21 protein-coding genes and 1 riboswitch are annotated in these 22,468 nt (G+C 74.3%); of the genes, 10 read left to right on the plus strand and 11 right to left on the minus strand.

The features are described from left to right. Positions 1-155 precede the first annotated feature (155 nt). Complete coding sequence (locus tag OG764_RS08035; RefSeq protein WP_328967707.1) at positions 156-998, plus strand: aldo/keto reductase; 843 nt, start codon at positions 156-158, stop codon at positions 996-998. A 5-nt stretch (positions 999-1,003) separates the two neighbouring features. Further along, a complete protein-coding gene (locus OG764_RS08040) occupies positions 1,004-1,582 on the plus strand; it encodes an RICIN domain-containing protein (RefSeq protein ID WP_328967708.1) in 579 nt (192 codons plus the stop codon). Here OG764_RS08040 and OG764_RS08045 read toward each other — a convergent pair. Next, on the minus strand, positions 1,515-2,483 hold the full coding sequence (locus OG764_RS08045) for an AraC family transcriptional regulator (protein WP_328967709.1): 969 nt from the start codon (positions 2,481-2,483) through the stop codon (positions 1,515-1,517). The two genes, OG764_RS08040 and OG764_RS08045, sit on opposite strands and share 68 nt — an antisense overlap. 97 nt (positions 2,484-2,580) lie before the next feature. On the opposite strand from OG764_RS08045, the gene OG764_RS08050 reads away from it, so the two are divergent. Then, positions 2,581-3,426 carry an NAD(P)H-binding protein gene (locus tag OG764_RS08050; protein WP_328967710.1) on the plus strand — a complete coding sequence of 282 codons (846 nt, stop codon included), beginning with the start codon at positions 2,581-2,583 and terminating at the stop codon, positions 3,424-3,426. Positions 3,427-3,816: 390 nt separating this feature from the next. Here OG764_RS08050 and OG764_RS08055 read toward each other — a convergent pair whose 3' ends face one another. Beyond that, positions 3,817-4,122, minus strand: a complete 306-nt coding sequence (locus OG764_RS08055; RefSeq protein WP_328967711.1) for a 4a-hydroxytetrahydrobiopterin dehydratase — start codon at positions 4,120-4,122, stop codon at positions 3,817-3,819. Between the two features lie 170 nt (positions 4,123-4,292). Between OG764_RS08055 and OG764_RS08060 the strand changes: the two genes are divergently transcribed. Beyond that, positions 4,293-6,062 (plus strand): hydroxysqualene dehydroxylase, encoded by a 1,770-nt coding sequence (locus tag OG764_RS08060; protein ID WP_328967712.1) that lies wholly within the window; start codon positions 4,293-4,295, stop codon positions 6,060-6,062. Positions 6,063-6,087: 25 nt separating this feature from the next. Continuing rightward, a complete protein-coding gene (locus OG764_RS08065; protein WP_328967713.1) occupies positions 6,088-6,891 on the plus strand; it encodes a helix-turn-helix domain-containing protein in 804 nt (267 codons plus the stop codon). On the opposite strand, the gene OG764_RS08070 is transcribed toward OG764_RS08065, so the two are convergent. Further along, positions 6,877-7,293: a hypothetical protein gene (locus OG764_RS08070; RefSeq protein ID WP_328967714.1), complete on the minus strand. Its 417-nt coding sequence runs from the start codon at positions 7,291-7,293 to the stop codon at positions 6,877-6,879. The genes OG764_RS08065 and OG764_RS08070 overlap by 15 nt on opposite strands. 260 nt (positions 7,294-7,553) lie before the next feature. Then, the gene (locus tag OG764_RS08075; protein WP_328972916.1) at positions 7,554-8,402 is read right to left on the minus strand and encodes a bifunctional 5,10-methylenetetrahydrofolate dehydrogenase/5,10-methenyltetrahydrofolate cyclohydrolase; all 849 of its coding nucleotides are present in this window, start codon (positions 8,400-8,402) and stop codon (positions 7,554-7,556) included. Positions 8,403-8,475: 73 nt separating this feature from the next. Next, positions 8,476-8,592: riboswitch (ZMP/ZTP riboswitch) on the minus strand. A 60-nt stretch (positions 8,593-8,652) separates the two neighbouring features. Between OG764_RS08075 and OG764_RS08080 the strand changes: the two genes are divergently transcribed. Together OG764_RS08080 and OG764_RS08085 are read left to right on the plus strand one after the other, a co-directional pair. Beyond that, entirely contained in the window at positions 8,653-9,414 is a 762-nt protein-coding gene (locus tag OG764_RS08080; RefSeq protein ID WP_328967715.1) for a class I SAM-dependent methyltransferase, read from the plus strand. A 214-nt stretch (positions 9,415-9,628) separates the two neighbouring features. After that, positions 9,629-11,191 carry an RNA polymerase sigma factor gene (locus tag OG764_RS08085; RefSeq protein WP_328967716.1) on the plus strand — a complete coding sequence of 521 codons (1,563 nt, stop codon included), beginning with the start codon at positions 9,629-9,631 and terminating at the stop codon, positions 11,189-11,191. A 123-nt stretch (positions 11,192-11,314) separates the two neighbouring features. On the opposite strand, the gene OG764_RS08090 is transcribed toward OG764_RS08085, so the two are convergent. The 4 genes from OG764_RS08090 to OG764_RS08105 form a co-directional block, all read right to left on the minus strand. Further along, positions 11,315-11,755, minus strand: a complete 441-nt coding sequence (locus OG764_RS08090) for an SRPBCC family protein (protein WP_328967717.1) — start codon at positions 11,753-11,755, stop codon at positions 11,315-11,317. Between the two features lie 42 nt (positions 11,756-11,797). Beyond that, entirely contained in the window at positions 11,798-13,237 is a 1,440-nt protein-coding gene (locus tag OG764_RS08095; protein WP_328967718.1) for an amino acid permease, read from the minus strand. 76 nt (positions 13,238-13,313) lie between these two features. Further along, positions 13,314-15,569: a phage holin family protein gene (locus tag OG764_RS08100; RefSeq protein WP_328967719.1), complete on the minus strand. Its 2,256-nt coding sequence runs from the start codon at positions 15,567-15,569 to the stop codon at positions 13,314-13,316. Between the two features lie 446 nt (positions 15,570-16,015). Next, a complete protein-coding gene (locus OG764_RS08105) occupies positions 16,016-16,420 on the minus strand; it encodes a hypothetical protein (RefSeq protein WP_328967720.1) in 405 nt (134 codons plus the stop codon). A gap of 189 nt (positions 16,421-16,609) precedes the next feature. On the opposite strand from OG764_RS08105, the gene OG764_RS08110 reads away from it, so the two are divergent. Further along, complete coding sequence (locus tag OG764_RS08110) at positions 16,610-17,374, plus strand: MBL fold metallo-hydrolase (protein WP_328967721.1); 765 nt, start codon at positions 16,610-16,612, stop codon at positions 17,372-17,374. Beyond that, positions 17,374-17,997: a DedA family protein gene (locus tag OG764_RS08115; protein ID WP_328967722.1), complete on the plus strand. Its 624-nt coding sequence runs from the start codon at positions 17,374-17,376 to the stop codon at positions 17,995-17,997. The genes OG764_RS08110 and OG764_RS08115 overlap by 1 nt, the downstream gene beginning before the upstream one ends. A 164-nt stretch (positions 17,998-18,161) precedes the next feature. Here OG764_RS08115 and OG764_RS08120 read toward each other — a convergent pair whose 3' ends face one another. The 3 genes from OG764_RS08120 to OG764_RS08130 all read right to left on the minus strand — a co-directional run bounded on the left by OG764_RS08120 (position 18,162) and on the right by OG764_RS08130 (position 21,144). Next, the gene (locus tag OG764_RS08120; protein WP_328967723.1) at positions 18,162-19,199 is read right to left on the minus strand and encodes an MBL fold metallo-hydrolase; all 1,038 of its coding nucleotides are present in this window, start codon (positions 19,197-19,199) and stop codon (positions 18,162-18,164) included. 43 nt (positions 19,200-19,242) lie between these two features. Further along, the gene (locus OG764_RS08125) at positions 19,243-20,460 is read right to left on the minus strand and encodes a pyridoxal phosphate-dependent aminotransferase (RefSeq protein ID WP_328972917.1); all 1,218 of its coding nucleotides are present in this window, start codon (positions 20,458-20,460) and stop codon (positions 19,243-19,245) included. A gap of 108 nt (positions 20,461-20,568) precedes the next feature. Beyond that, complete coding sequence (locus OG764_RS08130; RefSeq protein WP_328967724.1) at positions 20,569-21,144, minus strand: TIGR03086 family metal-binding protein; 576 nt, start codon at positions 21,142-21,144, stop codon at positions 20,569-20,571. 322 nt (positions 21,145-21,466) lie between these two features. Between OG764_RS08130 and OG764_RS08135 the strand changes: the two genes are divergently transcribed. Continuing rightward, positions 21,467-22,288, plus strand: a complete 822-nt coding sequence (locus tag OG764_RS08135; RefSeq protein WP_328967725.1) for a methyltransferase domain-containing protein — start codon at positions 21,467-21,469, stop codon at positions 22,286-22,288. Positions 22,289-22,468: the final 180 nt, after the last annotated feature.

Below are 22,468 nucleotides of genomic sequence, written 5' to 3' on the forward strand. Positions count from 1 at the left end.
CTCGGGTAGACCGCCCTCGTGCCGGCGCACACGCGGACCGTGGTGGCCGGGGTCGTATTCCCGCGATCGCGGACGCGGTGGCGGGAATACGACCCCGTTCCCGCCGGTTGCCGCCCCCGTACGCGCACGACGACGACGCGAGGAAACGGTCCGACGTGAACCAGGTCCCCACCATCAAGCTCAACAACGGCACGCTCATGCCGCAGCTCGGCTTCGGCGTCTGGCAGGTGCCGGACGACGAGGCGGCCGCCGCCGTCGGCACCGCGCTGGAGGCCGGATACCGCAGCATCGACACGGCGTCCGTGTACGAGAACGAGACCGGCACCGGCAAGGCGCTCGCGGACTCCGGGCTGCCCCGCGAGGAGCTGTTCATCACCACGAAGCTGTGGAACAGCGGCACCGAGAGCTGGGGCCGGGACAATGTGCTCCGCGAGTTCGACGCCTCGCTGGGGCGGCTCGGCCTCGACTACGTGGACCTGTACCTGATCCACTGGCCGCGCCCGATGCGCGGCGACTACCCCGCCATCTGGAAGGCCTTCGAGGAGATCGCGGCGAGCGGCCGGGCCAAGGCCGTCGGCGTGTCGAACTTCAAGCCCGCCCACCTGGAGCGGCTGCGCTCCGAGAGCGGCCTCGTCCCGGCGGTCAACCAGGTCGAGCTGCACCCCTTCCTGGCCCAGCCCGAGCTGCGCGCCGTGCACGCCGAGTACGGCATCGCCACCGAGGCCTGGTCCCCGCTCGGCCAGGGCAAGGAGCTGCTGGCCGCCCCGGCAGTGCTGGCCGCCGCCGAGAAGCACGGCCGCACCGCCGCGCAGGTCGTGCTGCGCTGGCACCTGCAGCTGGGCACCATCGCGATCCCGAAGTCGGTGACCCCGTCCCGGATCCGCGAAAACCTCGACGTGTTCGGCTTCGAGCTGGACGCCGCGGACCTGGCCGCGCTCGACGCCCTGGACGCCGGCAAGCGCATCGGGCCGGACCCGGACGACTTCGACTGGAATTGAAGGGCGTGGGCGCGCCGGAAGGCGGCCCGGCTCGCCCGGGGCACCGGCCTGACCCGGCTCCGGCGCCGCTGAGCCCGGGCGTCTACCTGCTGCGCAACGTGGCGAGCGGCCTGGTGCTGGAGGTGCCGGGCGGCTCGAAGGGCAGCGGCGCCAAGGTGCGGCAGGGCCCGGCGGCGGCCGGTGCGGCCGCCCAGCAGTGGCAGCTCGCCCCGGTGCATTCCGGCGGCGGGCTGTACCACCTGGTGAACGTGCACAGCGGCAAGCGGCTCGACGTCACGGGCGCGTCGACGGAGAACGGCGCCACCGTCCAGCAGTGGAAGGCGAACAACTACGGCGCGCAGGAGTGGATCGTCGAGCGGCTGCTCGGCGATCCGACCCGCAACGACGTGGTGGTGCTGGTGAGTTGGGTGAGCGGCCTGCTGCTGGAGGTGGCCGACGGCAGCCTCGCCGAGGGCGCCGGCATCCGGCAGTGGGAGGACACCGACTCGCCGTCCCAGTGGTGGCGGCTGGAGCCGGTCACACCCGCTCCCGGCGCCGGCCCGGATCCCGGTGCCGGTCAGCGTCCCGGTGGTGGCTCGGGCTGATGCCCCGGACCCGCTTGAAGGCCGAACTCAGCGCGAACGAACCGCTGTAGCCGACCTTGCGGGCCACCGCCTCCACCGTGTCGTCCGTGTCCCGCAGCAGGTCCGCGGCCAAGGAGAGCCGCCAGCCGGTCAGGTAGGCCATCGGCGGCTCTCCCACCAGCTCGGTGAACCGGCGCGCGAACGCCGCCCGGGACAGCCCGACGGCGGCGGCCAGCGAGGCCACCGTCCACGGCCGGGCCGGCTCGTCCTGGAGCAGCCGCAGCGCACCGCCGATCACCGGGTCGGCCAACGCCCGGTACCAGCCCGGGGGTTCGCCCTCCGGACGGGAGAACCAGGTCCGCAGCACGTCGATCAGCATCAGGTCGAGGAGCCGGTCGAGCACGATCTCCTGGCCCGGCCGCTCCTTGGCGATCTCCGCGTCGAGCAGCGGCCCGAACGGGCAGTCGCCGAGCCCCGCGGGCACGGTCAGCAGGGGCGGCAGGGCCTGGAGCAGCCGGCCGCCGATCTCGCCCTCCATCCGGTACGTGCCCACCAGCAGCGCGGTGTCCCCGTCGGCGCGGTCGCCCCAGGTGCGTACGCCGAGCTGCATCACGGAGCCGAGCGGCTCGCCCGCCGGGCCGGTGCACTGCCCGTCGGCGTCGACGGTCACGCGCGGCGGGGTGCCGGGCCGGTCGCAGACGGTGTACGGGGCGGGGCCGCGCGCGATGGCCGCGTCGCCGGGGGTGAGTCGGACCGGCGGCCCGTCCTCGGGTTCGATCCACGCCTCGCCGCGCCGCACGAGCATCAGGCACAAGGGCGCCCGGTCCTCGATCCGCACCGACCACGGCGCCTGCATGACCATCCGCAGGATGAAGGCGCCTTGCGCGCGGGGCCCGTTCAGCAGTCCTGTCAACGCGTCCATGGCGTCGAGCGTAAGCGCGCCCGGTCGTGGACGCACGGACATGCGGACAAGCCTTCGGAACATGGATCGTCCAGGCAGCAGCAGCCAGTCTGGAGCCATGACGGAGAACACGAAGCACGAGACGGTTCTGGTGACGGCGGCGACGGGCAAGACGGGCCGCCGGGTGGCGGAGCGGCTGGCGGCGCGCGGCCGCACCGTACGGGCGGGAACCCGCAGCGCGTCCCGCGACGGCGAGGTCCGCTTCGACTGGGCGGACGCCTCGACGTGGGGGCCGGCGCTGCGGGGCGTGGACCGGGCGTACGTGGCGTACGTTCCGGACCTCGCGGCGCCGACCGCGGCGCCCGCGCTGCGGGAGTTCGGCCGGCTGGCGGTGGCGCAGGGCGTACGGCGGCTGGTGCTGCTGTCGGGCCGCGGGGAGCCGCAGGCCGAGGCCGCCGAGGCGGCGTTGCGGGAGTCGGGGGCGGAGGTGACGGTGGTACGGGCGAGCTTCTTCGCCGAGAACTTCAGCGAGGGGCTGTTGGTGGACGGCATCCTCGCCGGTGAACTCCCCTTCCCTGCGGGGGAGGTGGCCGAGCCGTTCATCCTCGCGGACGACCTCGCGGACGTGGTGGTGGCCGCGCTCACCGGGGACGCGCGGGCCGGGGTGGTGCACGAGGTGACCGGGCCGCGGGCACTCACCTTCGGGGAGGCGGTGGCCGAGATCGGGCGGGCGGCGGGGCGCGACATCCGGTACGTGCCGGTGTCCGGGGCGCAGTACGCGGAGCTGCTCGTGGGTTTCGGACTGCCGGCCGGGGAATCCGCCTTCCTCGCGGGCCTGTTCACGGCGTTGCTGGACGGGCACAACACGCCGGTGACGGACGGCGTCAAGCGCGCCCTCGGCCGCGACCCCCAACCCTTCACCGCCTACGCCCACACCGCCGCCACAACAGGCGCCTGGTCCTGACCCCGGCCTTGTCGGTGCGCTGGTGCGCTGGTGCGCAACTTTCAGCCTCGCCGGCGCTTGAGGCGGACACTTGGGCAACTCCCAGCCTCGCCGGGGCTTGAGGCGGACACTTGGGCAACTCCCAGCCTCGCCGGCGTTTGAGGCGCGGGGTCTGGGGCGGAGCCCCAGGACTGCAACCCGGCTCCGCCGGGCACCGGGCTCCGCCCGGACCCGCGCCTCAAACGCCGGCGAGGCTGGAGGTTGCCCCTCAGGCCATCGGCGAGGCCGAAGGCGCGTCCCAGCCGGCCGGGGAGGCAGGGGGTCGCCGTCCAGGCCATCGGCGAAGCCCGAGGCGCGTCACAGTCAGCCGGCGAGGCTGGAGGTCGCCGTTCAGGGCGTCGGCGAGGGGCATCAGGCCGCGCCGTGGGCCGGGGCGAGGGACTCGACGCGTTCGGCCAGGGCGAAGTCCTGCGCGGTCACCGCACCCCCGGCGTCATGCGTGTTCACGGTGAGCCGCACCGAGCGGTAACCGAGCGTCAGGTCACTGTGATGGCCGAGTTCGTCCTGCACGGCGGCAATGCCCACCACCAGCGCCGCCGCCGCGAAGTGCGACCCGAGCGCGTACGTCCGGGCGATCCGGTCGCCTTCCTGCGACCAGCCGGGCAGTTCCCGCAGCCGGTCCTCGATCTCCTTCTGGGACAGCGGCTCGTTCGCCATGTGCGTCTCCTCCCGTGATCGGTGAAGCACTCAGCGTGCCACACGGCATGCCGTGGGGAGCTTTCGCGCCATAGTGCGGCGGGGTCCTTCTGTGCCTTCCGCGACGCGTGTGACCGCCCTAAGCTCCTGCGCCGAACGCAAGTGTTACCGGCGGTAGCAGGGGAGGGCGCATGACGTCGAGACGTAAGTTCATCGCAGGTGTCGCCGCGGGCACGGCGGCGGCCACGACTCTCGCGGGCACGGCCGGCGAGGCCGCCGCGGCGGCGGCCGCGTCACCGGCGGGCAGGCGGGTCGCCGTGCTCGGCGGCGGTGTCGCCGGACTCACCGCCGCCCACGAACTCGCGGAGCGCGGCTACGCCGTGACCGTGTACGAGCGCCGGGCACTGGGCGGCAAGGCGCGCAGCATGGGCGTGCCGGACAGTGCCCGCGGCGGCCGCCGGCCCCTGCCGGCCGAGCACGGCTTCCGCTTCATTCCGGGCATCTACCACAACCTGCCGGACACGATGCGGCGGATCCCCTTCCCCGGCAAGGCGAACGGGGTCTGGGACAACCTGGTCGCACCGCCCGAGATGATGTTCGCGCGCGCCGGCGGCCGCGAGGACCTGCGCGGGCCGATCCCGTGGCCGGGGCACCGCGCGGCGGACCTGAGCCCGGACGAGCTGCGCCGGGCGCTGACCGGCCTGCTGCAGACCTTCGTACGGCTGCCGCTGCACGAGACGGCCTACTTCGTCGACCGGGCGCTGGTGTTCGCGACGAGTTGCGACGAGCGGCGCGACGAGGTGTGGGAGCACACCCCCTGGTGGGAGTTCACCCGGGCGGCGCAGATGTCGTACGAGTACCAGCGGATCCTCGCGGTCGGCGTGACGCGCAACATCGTGGCCACGAAGGCCGAGGAGGCGTCGACCCGCACGGTGGGCACCCTCGGCGAGGCGTTCGTCTTCAACCTGCTGGGCCGCGGCGCGGACGGCCCGCCGGACCGGATCCTGAGCCTGCCGACGAACGAGGCGTGGATCGACCCCTGGGAGGCCCATCTGCGGTCGCTGGGCGTCGAGTTCAGGATCGGCTGGACCGTACGGGAGGTCCGGTACGCGGACGGCCGGGTCGGCGGGGTCACCGTCGTGGACCCGGGCGGAGCCGTGCAGACCGTGACCGCCGACCACTACGTCTCCGCGCTGCCGGTGGAGCACGCGCGGCGCACCTGGGGTCCGGCCCTGCGGGCCGCCGACCCGATGCTGGGCCGCTGCGACCGGCTGGAGACGGACTGGATGACCGGCATCCAGTTCTATCTGACGGAACGCGCCCCGCTCGTCCACGGACACCTCAACTGCGTTGACTCCCCCTGGTCGTTGACGGCCATCCAGCAGGCGGAGCACTGGCCGGACCGGGACTTCCCGGCCGACTACGGCGACGGCACGGCCGTCGACGTCCTCTCGGTGGACATCTCCGAGTGGGACAAGCCGGGGATCCTGTACGGGAAGACGGCCAAGCAGTGCTCCCGCGAGGAGGTCGCCCGCGAGGTGTGGGCGCAGCTGAAGGCCTCGCTCAACGACTCGGGCCGCACCGTGCTGCGGGACGGCGCCCTGCACTCGTGGCACCTGGACCCGGGCGTGGACGGGCTGGGAACGCCGAATCCGGTGAACCAGGACGAGCTGCTCATCCATCCGGTGGGCACCTTCCACAACCGGCCGAGCGCGGGCACCCGGATCCCCAACTTCTTCCTGTGCGGGGACTACGTGTCGGTCGACATCGACCTCGCCACCATGGAGGGCGCGAACGCCTCGGCCCGCGCCGCGGTCAACTCGCTTCTGGAACGGGACGGTTCGGCGGCTGCGCGGTGCCGGGTCATCCCGCTGCACCGGCCGCCGGAGCTGGAGCCGTTCCGGCGGCACGACCGGCTGCGCTACCGGCTGGGCCTGAGGAACGTCTTCGACGTGGGCTGACACCGGCTCGGCTAGGGTCGCGGTCATGACGACGGTGACGACGACCCCGGCGGGAGCGGGTGCGCTGCTGCGCACGTGGCGGGAGCGGCGCGGGATCAGCCAGCTGGAGCTGGCGAACCGCGCCGACTCCTCGTCCCGGCACATCAGTTTCATCGAGACCGGGCGGTCCCGGCCCAGCGAGGAGATGCTGCTGCGGCTCGCCGACCGCCTCGACGTGCCGGTGCGGGACCGCAACGCCCTGCTGCTGGCGGCCGGTTACGCCCCGCGCTATCCGCAGACCCCGCTGGCCGACCCGTCGATGGGGACGCTGCGCGAGGGTCTGGAGCGGCTGCTGGCCGGGTACGAGCCGTATCCGGCGCTGGTCGTGGACGCGACGTACGACGTGGTCGCCGCCAATCGGGGCATCCTGATGCTCCTGGACGGGCTGCCCGGGCACCTGCTGGCGCCGCCGCTGAACGCGATGCGGATCACGCTGCACCCCGAGGGACTGGCGCCGCGGATCCACAACTTCAGGGAGTGGCGCGGCCACCTGCTGGCCCAGATGGAGCGTCAGATCGCGCTGGCCCGCTCGGAGCCGCTGCGCGCGCTGTACGAGGAGGTGTCGGCGTACCCGGTCGCCGACCGGCCCGGGGATGCCGAACCAGCCGATCCCGTACCGTACTTCGCACTGCCGCTGGTGATCGAGCACGACGGGCAGGTGCTGTCGTTCGTGTCCTCGATCGCCACGTTCAACACGCCGATGGACGTGACCGTCGCCGAGCTGGCCATCGAGACCATGCTGCCGGCCGACCCGGCGACGGTGAAGTACCTGCGTTCACTCGGCCCCTGACCGCAGCGCCAGGTGCTGGAGCAGCGCGAAGCCGCCGACGGTGGCCGCCTGCGCCGGGATCCACACCGCTCCGGCGGTGGTGGGCGAGAGCCACAGGACGAGCGAGAGCAGACTGAGGACGGCCCAGGCGGTGTTCGCCTCGATGACGAGCTTCACGGCGAGGACCGGGGGCTGCGGCCGCGAGGCGAGCCGGCCGACGGCGGCGCCGTACAGGACGAGGAAGATCCCGAGCCCCAGGAGCAGCTCCTGCCCGACGCCGAGCAGTCGGCCGAGCGGCGCGGAGAACGCCGCGTAGGCGAGCCCGTTCGCGGTGGTGACGACGGCGTCGAGGGCGAGGAAGCGCCGCAGCACGGCGCGCGGCTCGGTGGTGCGGGCCAGGGTGGTGACAAGGGTCGCGGACATGCCGGATCAGCCTCCGTCGAGGTCGGGTGCGGGTGGGGTGGGCAACGCGGGGTGAATCCCGGATCCCGAGCCGGAGTGCGCCGCCTCGGGACCCGATGCCCCCACCTTGCCCGCCCCCACCAACCCGGTCGATTACCTCCGGGGTCATGGCCGCCGGTGCGCCACCCGGTGCCGCGAACGCGGCGCGGACGCCCGCCGGACACGCGGACGCCCCGGGCCTGGGGCTCCGGGGCGTCCGTGGGTGCGGGGTGGGGCGGGGATCAGGTGAGGTCGGCGAGGGAGAGGCCGGCCTGGGTGGCGGCGGCCTGGACGGTCTGCTCCAGCAGAACGGCGATCGTCATCGGGCCGACGCCGCCGGGGACCGGGGTGATCAGCGAGGCGCGGGCGGCGGCGGACGGGAAGTGCACGTCGCCGACGTTGCCCTCGTTGTAGCCGGCGTCGAGGACCACGGCGCCGGGCTTGATGTCCTCGCCGCGGATGAATTCGGCCTTGCCCACCGCGGCGACCAGGACGTCGGCCTGCCGGACGATGGCGGGCAGGTCCTCGGTCCGGGAGTGGCAGTAGGTGACCGTGGCGTTCTGGCCCAGCAGCAGCATGCCGGCGGGCTTGCCGAGGATGGCGCTGCGGCCGACGACGACGGCGTGCTTGCCGGTGAGGTCGACGTCGTACTCGGCGAGGAGGCGCATGATGCCGCCGGGAGTGCAGGAGACGAAGCCCGGCAGCCCGAAGCCCATGGCGGCGAACGAGTGCATGGTGACGCCGTCGACGTCCTTGCCGGGGGCGATGGCCTCGAAGGCGGCGCGCTCGTCGATGTGGTGCGGCACGGGGTGCTGCAGCAGGATGCCGCTGACCTCGGGGTCCTCGGACAGCTCGGTGATCGCCGCGACGAGTTCCTCGGTGGTGGTCTCGGCCGGCAGTTCCACGTGGCGGGAGGTGATGCCCGCCTTGGCGCAGCGGTTCTGCTTCATCCGTACGTAGGTGACGGAGGCGGGGTCCTCGCCGACGAGCACGGTCGCGAGGCAGGGGGCCTTGCCGGTGCGCTCGGTGATCGCGGCGGCGCGGGCGGTGGTGGTCTCGGTGATCCGCCGGGCGACGGCGGTGCCGTCCATGAGGCGGGCGCTCTGCTGGGTCGGGTCGGTCGTGGCAGTCGTCACGGGGTCTCCTGAACGTCGCTGCGGGATCGCGGTTCGCCCAGGCGCGCGGCAGTAACGACGTACCGGAACCGGAATGCCGGAAACCGGAATACGCCGGGCCGCTCCCCGGTGGTGATCCACCCAAGCGCCAGTCACGGCCCGCCGTCCAGCCTACCCAATGGCAATCCGGTGGCCCAGCCGACCCGGGAACTGGGACGATCAAGACATGACTCCTGTTTTCGACAAACTGGTGGCAGAGGCCGAGTCCGTTTCCGTCGACGGCTGGGACTTCTCCTGGCTCGACGGCCGTGCCACCGAGCAGCGCCCCTCCTGGGGCTACCAGCACCTGCTGGGCGAGCGGCTGGCCCGCGCGGAGGCGGCCCTCGACATCCAGACCGGCGGCGGCGAGGTGCTGGCCGGAGCCGGGCCGCTGCCCCGCCTGACGGTGGCCACCGAGTCCTGGGCGCCGAACGTCGCGAAGGCCACCCGGCTGCTGCACCCGCTGGGCGCGGTGGTCGTCGCCGATTCCGACGAGCCGCCGCTGCCCTTCGGCGACGAGGCCTTCGACCTCGTTTCCAGCCGTCACCCGGTGACGATCTGGTGGGAGGAGATCGCGCGGGTGCTGCGGCCCGGGGGCACGTACTTCTCGCAGCAGGTCGGCCCTGCGAGCGTCTTCGAGCTGGTGGAGTACTTCCTGGGCCCGCAGCCGGAGGACGTACGGCGCAGGCGGCATCCCGAGGACGCGGCGGCCGACGCGGAGTCGGCGGGGCTGGAGGTGGTCGATCTGAGGTCGGAGCGGCTGCGGACGGAGTTCCACGACATCGGAGCCGTGATCTACTTTCTCCGGAAGGTGATCTGGATGGTGCCCGGCTTCACGGTCGGCCACCACCGGGACCGGCTGCGCAGCCTGCACGAGCAGATCGAGCGCGAGGGTCCCTTCGTCGCTCACACGGCACGATTCCTGATCGAAGCCCGCAAACCGGAATGATCCGGGGCCGCCGGGCGTTTGCAGCTTGGCGACGGCTCGTTGGCAGCGTGGCGCAGGTCACTCAATTCCGCGCGTAACGAATCGACTCGGGCATGCGATGAACCACCAGGCGTCCTCGCGCAGCCCGGTGCTCCGACCCCGACCGGATCGGGTGCCTGCCGTCGCGCGATGATGTCCCGCCCGTCCTTTGTCTGTTCGCAACGAGAGGCTCCTTGTGTCGCTCAGCCCGTCCCGTACGTTCCCTCCGGAGATCGCCGAATCGGAGGCCCTCGTCGCACTCGTAGAGCGCGGCCGCGAGCAGGGTCACATCAACGGTGACGACGTGCGCCAGGCCTTCGAGGCCGGCCGCATCCCGGTGGACCAGTGGAAGCGGGTCCTGCGCAGCCTGAACCAGGTGCTGGACGAGGAGGGCGTGGCGCTGCACGTCAGCGCGGCCCCCGCCGCCAAGACCGCCGCGAAGAAGCCGCGCAAGGCTGCCGCGGCCCCGGCTCGCACGGCCGTGAAGAAGACGGCTGCCCCGCCCCGCCCCATCGGTGCCCGCAAGACCGCTGCCGCCCCCGCGGCCGCCGCCGCGGCGATATCGGCAGAGCCCGGGCCGGACGCGGACGACACCGCCGCCGAGCCCAAGAAGCGCACGGTCAAGAAGACCGCTGCGAAGAAGACCGCCGCCGTGAAGAAGACGGCTGCGAAGAAGACCAGCGCCAAGGACGCCGACCCGGAGAACCCCGAGGTCGAGGGCGAGGAGTGGGCCGAGGACCTGGCCGACGACACCGAGGAGGAGGCGCCCAAGGCGGGCGCCGGCCAGGGCTTCGTGCTGTCCGACGAGGACGACGACGACGCCCCGGCGCAGACGGTCATGGTCGCCGGCGCCACCGCCGACCCGGTCAAGGACTACCTGAAGCTGATCGGCAAGGTGCCGCTCCTCAACGCCGAGCAGGAGGTGGAGCTCGCCAAGCGGATCGAGGCGGGTCTCTTCTCCGAGTACAAGCTGGAGGAGGAAGAGGACCACAAGCCCGCGTTCAAGCGCGAGCTGGAGATCCTCGTCGAGGACGGCCGCCGGGCCAAGAACCACCTGCTGGAGGCCAACCTCCGTCTCGTGGTCTCGCTGGCCAAGCGCTACACGGGCCGCGGCATGCTGTTCCTGGACCTGATCCAGGAGGGCAACGTCGGCCTGATCCGCGCGGTCGAGAAGTTCGACTACACCAAGGGCTTCAAGTTCTCCACGTACGCCACCTGGTGGATCCGCCAGGCGATCACGCGTGCGATGGCCGACCAGTCCCGCACCATCCGCATCCCGGTGCACATGGTCGAGATCATCAACAAGCTCGCCCGCGTGCAGCGCCAGATGCTCCAGGACCTCGGGCGCGAGCCCACTCCGGAGGAGCTGGGCAAGGAACTCGACATGACCCCCGAGAAGGTCATCGAGGTCCAGAAGTACGGCCGCGAGCCGATCTCCCTGCACACCCCGCTGGGTGAGGAGGGCGACAGCGAGTTCGGTGACCTCATCGAGGACTCCGAGGCGGTCGTGCCGGCCGACGCGGTCTCCTTCACGTTCCTCCAGGAGCAGCTGCAGTCGATCCTGGGCACGCTCTCCGAGCGTGAGGCCGGTGTCGTGTCCATGCGGTACGGCCTGAACGACGGCCAGCCGAAGACGCTGGACGAGATCGGCCGGGTCTACGGGGTCACCCGTGAGCGGATCCGTCAGATCGAGTCGAAGACGATGTCCAAGCTGCGCCACCCGTCGCGCTCGCAGGTGCTGCGCGACTACCTCGACTGATCCGGCCCCACGGCGGAACGCCCCCGACCTGCCGCACGGCGGGTCGGGGGCGTCGTCGTGTGCGGCTCCGCGGGGCGGGCGGCCGCTCAGGGAGTGGCGGGGCTCAGGGCGTGACGGCTGCGCTCAGGCCTCCAGCAGGTGCTTCAGCTTCTCCTCGCTCTGCGGCATCTCCTTGCGGACCATGGGCTTGACCTTGAGGGGGACCAAAGCCCGGCCCAGACCGCGCCCCTCGAAGTCGACGGAGATCGTGACCCGCGAGCGGGTCCCGCCGTCGAGGGGTTCGATGGTGCCCTGGACGTCCGGCCGGACCGGCCCGTCGACGCCGTGGATGTGCCAGCTCCTCGGCGGGTCGAGCTCCGTGAATTCCATGGTCGAGGGCATCTGCCGCTTGCCGATCTGCCGGGTGACGACGACCCGTGAACCGATGTGCACGGGAAGCTCGCCCATGGGAACGGCGGACACGGCGCTGTCCTGCCACTCCGGCAGGTGCGTGGGGTTCGTGATGTACGTGTAGACGTCCTCGGGCCTGCGGTCGATGTCGATGCTGTTCCTGATCGCGGACATGGCGACCCCTTAGAGCCCCCCTGACTGTCCTCTCGTTCCACGCTACCGCGCTGGTGGGAGGCCCGCCCGCCGCTTCTTCCCGGCCATCCACGCGTATCCGAGCACACCCGCGAAGAGGAACAGGACGCCCTGGTAGACGGCCGCGTAGCCGGAGCCCGCGACCAGCCACAGCGAGAACGCGAAGGCGGCGCCCGCGAGGACGGCGTCGCGCACCAGCCGGCCGCGGCGCACCCGGTCGGACTGCCCCGAGACCAGGAAGTAGACCTGAGCGGCCGTGGCCAGCAGGTAGGGGACGGTCGCGGTGAAGGTGGTCACCAGCACCAGGGTCTCGAAGACGCCCTCCGAGCCGGCGGTGTAGTTGTAGACGGTCAGCGCCGAGGCGAGGACCGCGGTGACGAGCACGCCGACGACCGGCACGCCCCGCCGCCGGACCGCGAACGCCCGGGGGAAGAGCCCGTCCCGGGCGGCCGCGTACGGGGTCTGCGCGCTGAGCAGGGTCCAGCCGTTGAGCGCGCCGACCATGGACACCACGGCGGCGCAGGCCACCGCGGTGCCGCCCCAGCCGCCGCCGAACATGGCGTCCACGGCGTCCGAGAAGGGGGCCTGCGAGCCGACCAGCCGGTCGTGCGGCACCAGGCCGAAGACGGCGAGGGTGCCCAGCAGGTAGACGACGGCCGCGCCCGCCGTGCCGAGGACGGTGGCCCGGCCGACGTTTCGCCGCGGGTCGCGGACCTCGCCCGCGCTGACGGCAGCGGACTCCACCCCGAGGTAGCTGAAGAGCAGGATCGCGGCGGAGGCGGAGACCGCGCCGACCGCCGAGGAGCCGTCGGCCCGGAAGGGGCCGAGGTTCGCCGGGTCGAAGAAGAACAGCCCGCCCACGGCCACCAGCAGCAGCGGTACGAACTTCAGCACGGTCGCCAGGACCTGAACCGCCCCGACGTAGCGGGTGCCGGCGAGGTTGGCCAGGGCCGGCAGCCACTGCACGGCCAGCGCGGCCAGGCACATCGTCCAGGCGTGCGCGCCGACCGCCGGGAACAGCACGGCGAGGTAGCCGACGGCGGCCACGGCGAGGGCCGCGTTGGAGACCCAGGTGGTGATCCAGTAGCTCCAGGCGGCGAGGAACCCGGCGAACTCGCCGAAGGCCGCGCGGGCGTACACGTACGGGCCGCCGGTCTGCGGGTGCCGGTCGGCGAGCCGGCCGAAGACCAGCGCGAGGCAGACGGCGCCGAGCGTGAGCACCCCGAAGGCGACCAGGCTGATCGTGCCGAAGGGGGCCACCGACGCCGGGAGCAGGAAGATCCCGCCGCCGATGATGTTGCCCATGACCAGGGCGGTCGCGACGGGGAGCCCGAACCGGCGGGCATGGCGGTTGCCGGCGGGCGCGGACGCGGGTCCGGTCTGCGGCGCGGTCTCTTCGGTGACCGGTGCGGCGGCCCGGTCGGCGGCCTGTTCGATGGCCATGGGGGTGGTGCCTCTGTTCATGTGGCGGACAAACCCGAACATCGTCAGGGATGGCCGAGGTCGCACCAAATCACCGGGTTTTGTCCCGCACGGAGCGCTATGCGGACGGAAGTGTTCCGGCAGGAGGGTGTTCCTGGAGCCGATCCTCCCGCGGCACCCCGTCCGCGGGCCCGTCCGCGGGCCCGTCCGCGGGCCCGTCCGCGGGCCCGTCCGCGGGCCCGTCCGCGGGCCCGTCCGCGGGCCCGTCCGCGGGCCCGTCCGCGGGCCCGTCCGCGGGCCCGTCCGCGGGCCCGTCCGCGGGCCCGTCCGCGGGCCCGTCCGCGGGCCCGTCCGTCGCCTCCGCCTCCGCCAGCCAGCCCCGCAGCAGCGTGTGCACCTGCTCCGCCCCGTTGACCGGGCCGGGCGGCTCCGAGAGCACCGAGGGCCACATCAGGAACGCGTGCCCCTGCTCGCCGCCCAGGCCGCCGTGCGAGCCGATCTGCTCCTCGAAGGCGTGCACCGACCCGCTCCCCGGGTCGTACGCCGAGTTGACCATGATGTCCGCGACGTGCGGGAAGCCGTCGGTCCGCCGGACCGCGTCGGCCGCGCCCGGGCCGTAGGCGGCGAGCAGCGCCTCCGCCTCCCCCGGCACGTCGAGCCGGGCCTCGGCCCCGTCCGGCCCGAGCACCAGGGAGCCGCCGTCGTCACCGCGTACGAGCAGGAACCCGATGCCGGGATGGGCCGCGAGGGTGGCCAGCAGTACGGGGTGGCGGCGCTCGATCTGCTGCCGCGTCAGCCGGTGCGGCACGTCGGGGAAGGACACCAGGCCGAGGTTCCCGGAGGCGAGGACCACCGGGTCGGAGCCGGGGGCCGGGTGCGCCTGCCCGTCCTCCTCCTCGACGGGCCGGTGCAGGGCGGCGAGTACGGCGGCCCGGGCCTCGGCTCCGCTGTGGGTGCGCCCGGCCCGGCGCGGTACGGGCAGCCCGCAGCCGGCCCGCACCAGGTCGCGCAGGGTCAGCCCGAAGCGGCCGAGGAAGGTCTCGCCGGGGCTCTGGCCGTGGTCGGAGAGCAGCACGATCCGGTACTCGCGGGGGGCGTGCGCGGTCACCTTGCAGATCAGCTCGACGCTGCGGTCCAGCCGCCGCAGCACCTGGAGGGCGTCGCGGCTGCGCGGCCCGGAGTGGTGGGCCACCTCGTCGTACCCGACCAGGTCGGCGTAGACGGCGGCGCGGCCGGCCAGCATGTCGCCGATGACGGCGGCCACCACGACGTCGCGCTCCACGACGGTCGCGAAGGCCCGGATGAAGGGATAGCTGCCGCCGCGGCCGACCCGCGGCCGGTCCCCGCGCAGCCGGGCCGCGAGGGACTGGTACACCTCGCGGGCGATCTCGGCGACCAGGGACAGCGCGGTGCGGACGGCGTTGGCGGGGTCGGAGAAGTAGGCGAAGTACCCGGCGCGCGAGCGGTTCTCGCGGCCGCGCCGGGCGGACACCGAGAGCACGAGCGCGAGCTGGTCGGCGCCGCCGCTGAAGAGGTTGCCGCGGCCGGCGCCGTCGCGGGCGAGCAGGCCGGGGCTGCCGGTGCGTCGGACCGCGCGCCGCTGGAGTTCGGCGGCGCTGGTGGGCCGGTTGCAGACGACGACCTCGCCGGTGTCCTTCTCGTACCAGCGGAACGCGGGCACGTCGAAGTTCGAGCCGTGCAGGATGCCGAGCTGGCTGGCGCCGGTCTGGCTGGACCAGTCGGTGCGCCAGGGCATCAGCCGGTGGCTGGTGTCGAGGAGCCGGGCGGTGGCGGGCATCAGGCTGGTGGTGACGGCGTGCCGCAGCACCTCGTGGCCGACGCCGTCGAGCTGGAGGAAGACCGTGCCCGGCCGGGTCTCGGCGGCCCCGGCGGCGTACCCGGCGCGCCGGCGGCGGCGCTTGCGGTCGGCGAGCCGGGACAGCCGCCGCCGGTACGCCCCGTCGTCGCGTACGGCGAGGGCGGTGGAGGTCGCCGAGGCCACGGCCGACATCACGGCCGCCACCACGATCGCGGTCTGCGGGTCGGCGGCGCCGCGGCCGTCCGGGATCAGGTCCAGGGCGATGAGCAGCAGCGAGCCGTTGAGGAAGAAGACGAGCAGGCCGAGCACGAGGGCGGGCACCAGCAGCAGGGCCCGCACCAGCACCGGCCAGACCAGGGCGCTGAGCAGGCCGAAGGCTCCCGCGCCCCAGGCGGCGGTGAGTCCGATCCGCGTGATGCTGTCGCCGTCGGCGGACTGGAGCCGGAAGTCGGGGAGGATGCCGGCCAGCGCCAGCATGGTCAGGGTCGAGACCGCCCAGACGGTGACCACCCGGAAGAGGGCGCTGCCCGCGGTCCGCCATCGCCCTTGGTGCACGCCGTTCCCACCTCACTCCCGCGGACCCGCGTCCGGGGGGACCCCCGGGCCCGCGCCCCACCCGCGAGCCCTCTGGCCCAGCCTCGCACAGGGCGGCCGAACGGGCGGTTCGACACGGGCGACGCGGCCTCGGCCCCACCGGCTGCGGAACATCCTCGGCCTCGCCGACGCTGCGGGCACGAAACCCGGCCTCGCCGGCTGGCCTGGCGGCACCCTCAGCCTCGCCGGCTCACCTGTGGCGCGATATCCAGCCTCGCCGGCACCCTCAGCCTCGCCGGCGTTTGAGGCGCGGGTCCGGGCGGAGCCCGGTGCCCGGCGCCAGCCGGGTTGCAGTCCTGGGGCTCCGCCCCAAACCCCGCGCCTCAAACGCCGGCGAGGCTGGGAATTGCACCGCAGGGCACCGGCGGGGCGGGAGGGGTCGCCCGGGCGCCGGCGGGGGCGGGTGGTCAGGTGCCGTCGTAGCCGGCCGTGGGCATGGAGAGCCGCCGGTGCACCTCGGCCTTCATCGCGGAGGTGTACGCCGGCTCGTCCTGACCGACGGTTTCCAGCCGGACTCCGCGACGCTCGCACTCGGCCGCGAACTCGTCGACCGACCGCAGGGCCCGGGCGAGCACCCGGCGGCTGGGCGCGACGAACAGGTCGACCTGGCCGGCGTCCACGTCCGCCCAGAGGCCGAAGTGGTCGGCGCGCAGCCCGTAGAAGAGCAGCTGCCGGGTCACGACGTAGCCCTGGTCGGCGGCCCAGCGCGCGCACATGTCGTGCTGGCTCCGGGTGTCGACCGCGAAGGGGTCGCTGTCGAGTTCTTCGAGCGGGGCCAGACTCGCGATCGCGGCCACGCGCACCTCATTCATGCCGCCCGACCCTACTCCGGTCGGGCGCCCGGGAGGAGTGGGAAGCAGGCCTTCGCGTCTTGGCCCGAGGAGGTGTCCGGTGGATCTCCGCGGGGAAGGAGCGGCGTGCGTGCCGGGCGTCGCGACGCCGCGGATGTCCACCGGACACCCCTAAGCTCGGGAGCGCGAGCAGGACGGAAGGGGTGCCGGGTGCCGGTGGGGATCACTTGGTGGGGGCATGCCACCTGTACGGTCGAGGACTCCGGGGTGCGGCTGCTGACCGACCCGCTGTTCGCCCGCCGGCTGGCCCATCTGCGGCGCCGCGCCGGGCCCGTCCCGCCGCCCGCGGCCGCGGTGGCCGACGCCGTGCTGGTCTCCCATCTGCACGCCGACCACCTGCACCTGCCCTCGCTGGCCCGGCTCGCACCGGGCACCCGGCTGCTGGTGCCGCGCGGCGCGCGGCGCGCGGTGCCCGCGCTGCGGCGGCTGCGCGCGCTGCACATCACTGAGGTCGCGCCGGGCGACACGGTGGCGGTCGGCGGGCTGCGGGTACGGGTGGTGAGCGCTCGGCACGACGGCCGGCGGCTGCCGTTCGGCCCGCACCGGTCCCCCGCGCTCGGGTACGTGATCGAGGGCGAAGCGCGTACGTACTTCGCCGGTGACACCGGGCTGTTCGACGCGATGGCGCGGGAGGTGGGACCGGTGGACGTGGCGCTGCTGCCGGTCGGCGGCTGGGGCCCGTACCTGGGCGCGGGCCATCTCGACGCCCGGGCGGCGGCCCTGGCGCTGGCGGCGCTGGCGCCGGGCGCGGCCGTGCCGGTGCACTACGGGACGTACTGGCCGATCGGCATGGACGGGGTGCGGCCGCACGAGTTCCACGCGCCGGGCGAGGAGTTCGTACGCCAGGCGGGACTGCTCGCGCCGAAGGTGACGGTGCACCGGCTGGGGCACGGGGAGGGCGTGGTGGCCGGCTGATGCTGCGGGAGCTGGTGGAGCAGGTCTCGGGCCAGGTGCCGCCGGAGTCGACCCAGCAGGCCGTGGGGTATCCGGCGCTGTTCGTGCTGGTGGCGCTGGGCGCGCTGGTGCCGGTCATCCCGACGGGCCCGCTGGTGAGTTCCGCGGCGGTGGTGGCGCTGCACCACCGGACGCAGCCGTTCGGGCTGCTGCTGGTGTTCGTGGTCGCGGCGGCGGGCGCGTTCGCGGGTGACATGGCGCTGTACTGGCTCGGGCAGCGCGGGGTGCGTTCGCGCAACGGCTCCCGGTGGCTGGCGGCGCTGCGGGGGCGGGTGTCGCCGGACCGGCTGGAGGCGGCGCAGACCCGGCTGCGCGCGCACGGGGTGCAGGTGCTGGTGCTGTCCCGGCTGGTCCCGGCGGGCCGGATCCCGGTCATGCTGGCCTGCCTGCTGTCCCGGATGCCGATGCGGGAGTTCGCCCGCGGCGACGCCCCGGCCTGCCTGGCGTGGGCGGCCACGTACCAGCTGATCGGCATCCTGGGAGGTTCGCTCTTCGACGAGCCGTGGAAGGGCGTCGCGCTGGCGGTCGGCCTGGCCCTGCTGATCGGGGCGGGCCCGGCGGGCTGGCGCCGGCTGCGGGGCTGAGCGGGCGGGGGCGGGGGCGGCCGTGGGGGCACGGGCGGCGGCGCGGTGTTCCGCTTCCGCACCCCGCCCTCCCCCGCCGGCTCCCGCCCTCCGGCTGCCTTCGCCTCCCACCCTCCTGCCGCCCTTCGCCCCCTCCCCCGACCGCTCCGGCCCGCCGGCTCCGCTCAGTCGGGCGTCAGGGCCCTGGAGCCGCCGATGGGGAGGTCCCAGAGGGCTTCGCGGGCGAGTCCGGCGCGGGACCAGGCGGCGCGTACCCGGTGCAGGGGTTCGAGGACCGGCTCGGCGGAGAGCACGAACGTGCCCCAGTGCATGGGCGCCATCCGCCGGGCGCCGAGGTCCAGGCACGCCTGGACGGCCTCCTCGGGGTCGGCGTGCACCTCGCGCAGCCACCAGCGCGGTGCGTAGGCGCCGATCGGGAGCAGCGCCAGGTCGATGCCCGGGTGACGGCGGCCGATCTCCGCGAACCAGTGCCCGTAGCCGGTGTCGCCCGCGAAGTGCACCCGTCGGCCGGCCGGGTCGGTGAGCACCCAGCCGCCCCACAGGGTCCGGCAGGTGTCGAGCAGGGAGCGCTTGGACCAGTGGTGCGCGGGGACGAAGTCGAAGCGGACGCCGCCCAGTTCCACCGCCTCCCACCAGTCCAGTTCGGTGACGCGGGTGAAGCCGCGCCGCCGGCACCAGCGGGCCAGCCCCGCCGGGACGAGCAGCGGAGTGTCCCGGGGCAGCCGCCGCAGGGTGGGCGCGTCGAGGTGGTCGTAGTGGTTGTGGCTGATGACCACGGCGTCGACGGGCGGCAGGTCCTCCCAGGGGACGCCGACCGGGGTCATCCGGGCCGGCGTGCCGAGGATCCGCCGGGACCACACCGGGTCCGTGAGCACGGTGAGCCCGCCGATCCGGATCACCCAGCTGGCGTGGCCGGCCCAGGTGACCGAGACGGCGCCGGCTCCGGCCGGCGGCAGCGGCGCCGGCGCGTACGGCAGGTCCGGGATGCCGAGGAGACCTTCGGGGGCGGGCCGGAAGGCGCCTTCGCGGGCGAGCCGGGCGAAGGCCCGTACGCCGGGCAGCGGCGAGGTCAGGCGGTCGGCGAACGACCGGGGCCAGGTGCGGAGTTCCCCGAGGGGGCGCACTCCTGGGGCGGCGGCGACGGTCGGTTCCGTGCGCGGCCCGCGGGCCGTGCGCACGGTCTGCTCCGTCTGTTCCGTCATCGGGACGACTCCATTCACGGGCGGTCCGCCTGCCGGCGGGGGTTCAGGACAGGTCGTCGAACACCGATCCGAAGTCGGCCAGGGACCGGGCGACGTGGGGCAGGGCCAGCGGGTCCGGCGCGGCGAGCGCGGCCAGCCGCTCCTGCGGGGACTCCCCCAGCAGCGGCGCGGTCTCCAGCCGTACGCGCAGGGCACCGAGGTCGTCCGCGAACCGCTGCCCGCCGGGCGCGGGCCGGCCGAGCCGGGCGCCGAGGTAGTCCTCCAGTTCCAGCGCGTCGCCGACCCGGTGCCGGGCGAGGCCGGCGCGCAGCGGGCCGAGGTCGGCGTACAGGTGGCGGCCGGCGAGGGGCGGCAGGGCGAGGGCGCCGGCCCGCAGCAGCGCCCGGTGCGCGGCGGCCGCGAGCTGCCCGTGCAGCCGTGCGGTGGCCCTGCCCCGTACGGCGACGGGGTCCGGCTCGCCGAGTGCGTACGCGGCGGCTCCGGCCACCGGTCCCGCGAGCACCGCGCCCGTCGCGGTCAGGACGTCGAGGGCCCGGGCGCGCAGCTCCTCGCCGCGGGCGGTGCCGGGGAACCGGGCGACGGCGGCCGGCCAGCCGGCGGGCAGCAGCGCGCCCCTGAGGTCGGCGAGCACGGTGACCGCCTCGGGGCACATCTCGGCGGGGCTGACCAGCACCGTGTCCTGCGGCCGGTGCAGGGTGTCCCGCCAGGTCTCGTCGGCGATCACGGCCATGCCCTCGAACACCGCGGCCTCGCAGGCCTCCCGCAGGACTTCCGGCGGGGCGACCGTGGCGGTCGGGTCGTCGGCCACGCTGAGCAGCAGGACGCGGGGGTCGCCGCCTTCGGCGCGGACCCGGCGTACGGTCTCCAGCAGCGCGTAAGGGTCGGGTACGCCACCGCACTCGGCGGGGGTCGGCGCGTGGTGGGCGCGGCGGCCCAGCAGCCGCAGCTGCGGGGTCCACCAGGCGGGGCAGGGGCGCGGCAGGAGCACGTCGCCGCCGTGCGCGGCGAGCAGCGCGAACAGCAGGGCGGGCGCGCCGGGGGCCGCGACCACCTGCCCGGGCGGCGCGTAGAGGCCGCGGCGCGCCCAGAATCCGCTCGCGGCCTCGCGTACGGCGAGTCCGCCGCCGGGGGGTTCGGGTGCGGTGCGGCCGGCCGCGCCGGCGAGGACGGCGACCAGTTCGGGCAGGGGCGGGAGCCCCGGCTCGGGGGTGGGCGGGGTGTACCGGACGGGGCCGTGGCCTTCCGGTGCCGTCCGCTGCATCTGCCCCACCGCCCGTTCCGCAGCCCGTTCCGCGTGACTCCTCTGCCCCTTTATACGACAAATGCCGCATTCTGCCCCCTTGGCGGGGATGCGGTGGAGCCGCGCCGCTCAGCCCTTGCGCCCGAGGAGGGCCAGCAGCCGGGTCTGCGCGTCGGCGCCCGGGGGCACCTCCAGCGGCTCGGCGTACATGCCGCTGGCGGCGAGGCCGTCCGCGTACGGCATGACCTCCTTGATCGAGAACTCGACCAGGTCGGGCGGCAGCCGGTCGTCCGCGCCGATGCCGCGCGCGAGGTCCCAGGCGTGCACCACGACGTCGGCGATCAGCTCGGTGCAGTACGCCATCGCGCGGGTCGGTCCGTACGAGAGCTGGACGGTGCGCTCCAGCGCACCGGGGGCGGCGAAGGCGGCGGCCGCACCGGCCGCGCCCCGGTCCCAGGCGCCGGCCGGGTCGTCGCCGAGCAGGTCGCCGGCCAATTCGTCGCCGACGTCGGCGACCGTGCGGCCCTCCGTGACCAGCGGCGGAACCCAGAACTGTTCGCCGGTGACGTGGTTGACCAGGTCCCGGACGGTCCAGTCGGTACACGGCGTCGGACGGTCCCACTGGTCGTCCGCCACGGCGTGCACCAGGCCGCCGAAGAGGGCGAGCGCCTCGGAGTGCTGCGCGAGCACCGGGTCTGCTGCCACGGGTACCACCGTCCTCTTCCCCTGCCGCCTGCGGCGCGACCGCCCGCGGGGCTGCCTTCGCGGCTGCCCCACGGGGCCCGTCGCAGGGCCCGACGACCCCTGCGTCCCACTGTCCTCGCACCCGGACTTCCCCGCCACCCGTCACCCCAACCCCCTTGCCCCACAAGACGGGTGTCCACATCTCAATACGCCTATCTCATATCCCGACATGATCCTCTACGGTGGTGGAGACCGCTTCGGACCGTCGTTCGAGGGCAGCTCGAGCCATTCGGGACGTTCGAGCCGGTCGTATCGCCACTGCCGACGAGAGGGAGTTGCCGCCATGAGCGCCGCCGCGCACCGGGAGACCGCCGTCTACACCCACGGGCACCACGAGTCGGTGCTCCGCTCGCACCGCTGGCGCACGGCCGCGAACTCGGCCGCGTACCTGCTCGGCGAGCTGCGCCCGGGCATGGCCCTGCTGGACATCGGCTGCGGGCCGGGCACCATCACCGCGGACCTGGCGGAGCTGGTCGCGCCGGGCCCGGTCACCGCCGTCGACCACGCCGAGGGGGTCCTCGGGCAGGCCCGCGCGCACGCGGCGGAACGCGGACTGGACACGGTCGAGTTCCGCGTGGCGGACGTGCACGCGCTGGACTTCCCCGACGACTCCTTCGACGTCGTCCACGCGCACCAGGTGCTCCAGCACGTGGGCGATCCGGTACGGGCGCTGCGCGAGATGCGCCGGGTGTGCCGGCCCGGCGGCATCGTCGCGGCACGGGACGCCGATTACGCGGCGATGACCTGGTACCCGGCGTCGCCGGGACTGGAGCGGTGGCAGCGGCTGTACGACGCGGTGGCCCGGGCCAATGGCGGCGAACCGGACGCGGGGCGGCGGCTGCGGGCGTGGGCCCGCGAGGCGGGCTTCACCGACATCGCCTCCTCGGCGACGTCCTGGTGCTTCGCGAGCGCCGAGGAGCGGGCGTGGTGGAGCGGGCTGTGGGCCGACCGCACGACGGACTCCGCGTACGGCGAGCTCGCCGTGTCCGGCGGCCACGCGACGCGGGCCGGACTGGACGGGATCGCTGCCGCGTGGCGCGCGTGGGGGGCGGACCCCGACGCGTGGTTCGCCGTCCTGAACGGCGAAATCCTCTGCCGCGCGTGATCCGGCCGGGCCGGTACCGGCGGCGCCACCGCCAGCCCCGCCGAGGCCCGAGCCGCCCCTCAGCCCAGGCGGGCCCCTGCCAGCCGCGCCGACGCCGCGGGGCGCAACCCCCAGCCTCACCGACGCCGCGGGGCGCAACCCCCAGCCTTGCCAGCGCCGCGGGGCGCAACCTCCGAGCCT

The sequence above is a fragment of the Streptomyces sp. NBC_00239 genome, from assembly GCF_036194065.1.
Classification (GTDB): Bacteria; Actinomycetota; Actinomycetes; order Streptomycetales; family Streptomycetaceae; genus Streptomyces.

What these genes read in the sequence shown, in the direction of transcription:
- OG764_RS08045 (WP_328967709.1), bottom strand. Translation starts at nt 2,483, where the DNA reads ATGGACGCGTTGACAGGACTGCTGAACGGGCCCCGCGCGCAAGGCGCC.
- OG764_RS08050 (WP_328967710.1), top strand. Translation starts at nt 2,581, where the DNA reads ATGACGGAGAACACGAAGCACGAGACGGTTCTGGTGACGGCGGCGACG.
- OG764_RS08055 (WP_328967711.1), bottom strand. Translation starts at nt 4,122, where the DNA reads ATGGCGAACGAGCCGCTGTCCCAGAAGGAGATCGAGGACCGGCTGCGG.
- OG764_RS08060 (WP_328967712.1), top strand. Translation starts at nt 4,293, where the DNA reads ATGACGTCGAGACGTAAGTTCATCGCAGGTGTCGCCGCGGGCACGGCG.
- OG764_RS08065 (WP_328967713.1), top strand. Translation starts at nt 6,088, where the DNA reads ATGACGACGGTGACGACGACCCCGGCGGGAGCGGGTGCGCTGCTGCGC.
- OG764_RS08070 (WP_328967714.1), bottom strand. Translation starts at nt 7,293, where the DNA reads ATGTCCGCGACCCTTGTCACCACCCTGGCCCGCACCACCGAGCCGCGC.
- OG764_RS08075 (WP_328972916.1), bottom strand. Translation starts at nt 8,402, where the DNA reads ATGGACGGCACCGCCGTCGCCCGGCGGATCACCGAGACCACCACCGCC.
- OG764_RS08080 (WP_328967715.1), top strand. Translation starts at nt 8,653, where the DNA reads ATGACTCCTGTTTTCGACAAACTGGTGGCAGAGGCCGAGTCCGTTTCC.
- OG764_RS08090 (WP_328967717.1), bottom strand. Translation starts at nt 11,755, where the DNA reads ATGTCCGCGATCAGGAACAGCATCGACATCGACCGCAGGCCCGAGGAC.
- OG764_RS08095 (WP_328967718.1), bottom strand. Translation starts at nt 13,237, where the DNA reads ATGAACAGAGGCACCACCCCCATGGCCATCGAACAGGCCGCCGACCGG.
- OG764_RS08105 (WP_328967720.1), bottom strand. Translation starts at nt 16,420, where the DNA reads ATGAATGAGGTGCGCGTGGCCGCGATCGCGAGTCTGGCCCCGCTCGAA.
- OG764_RS08115 (WP_328967722.1), top strand. Translation starts at nt 17,374, where the DNA reads ATGCTGCGGGAGCTGGTGGAGCAGGTCTCGGGCCAGGTGCCGCCGGAG.
- OG764_RS08120 (WP_328967723.1), bottom strand. Translation starts at nt 19,199, where the DNA reads ATGACGGAACAGACGGAGCAGACCGTGCGCACGGCCCGCGGGCCGCGC.
- OG764_RS08125 (WP_328972917.1), bottom strand. Translation starts at nt 20,460, where the DNA reads ATGCAGCGGACGGCACCGGAAGGCCACGGCCCCGTCCGGTACACCCCG.
- OG764_RS08135 (WP_328967725.1), top strand. Translation starts at nt 21,467, where the DNA reads ATGAGCGCCGCCGCGCACCGGGAGACCGCCGTCTACACCCACGGGCAC.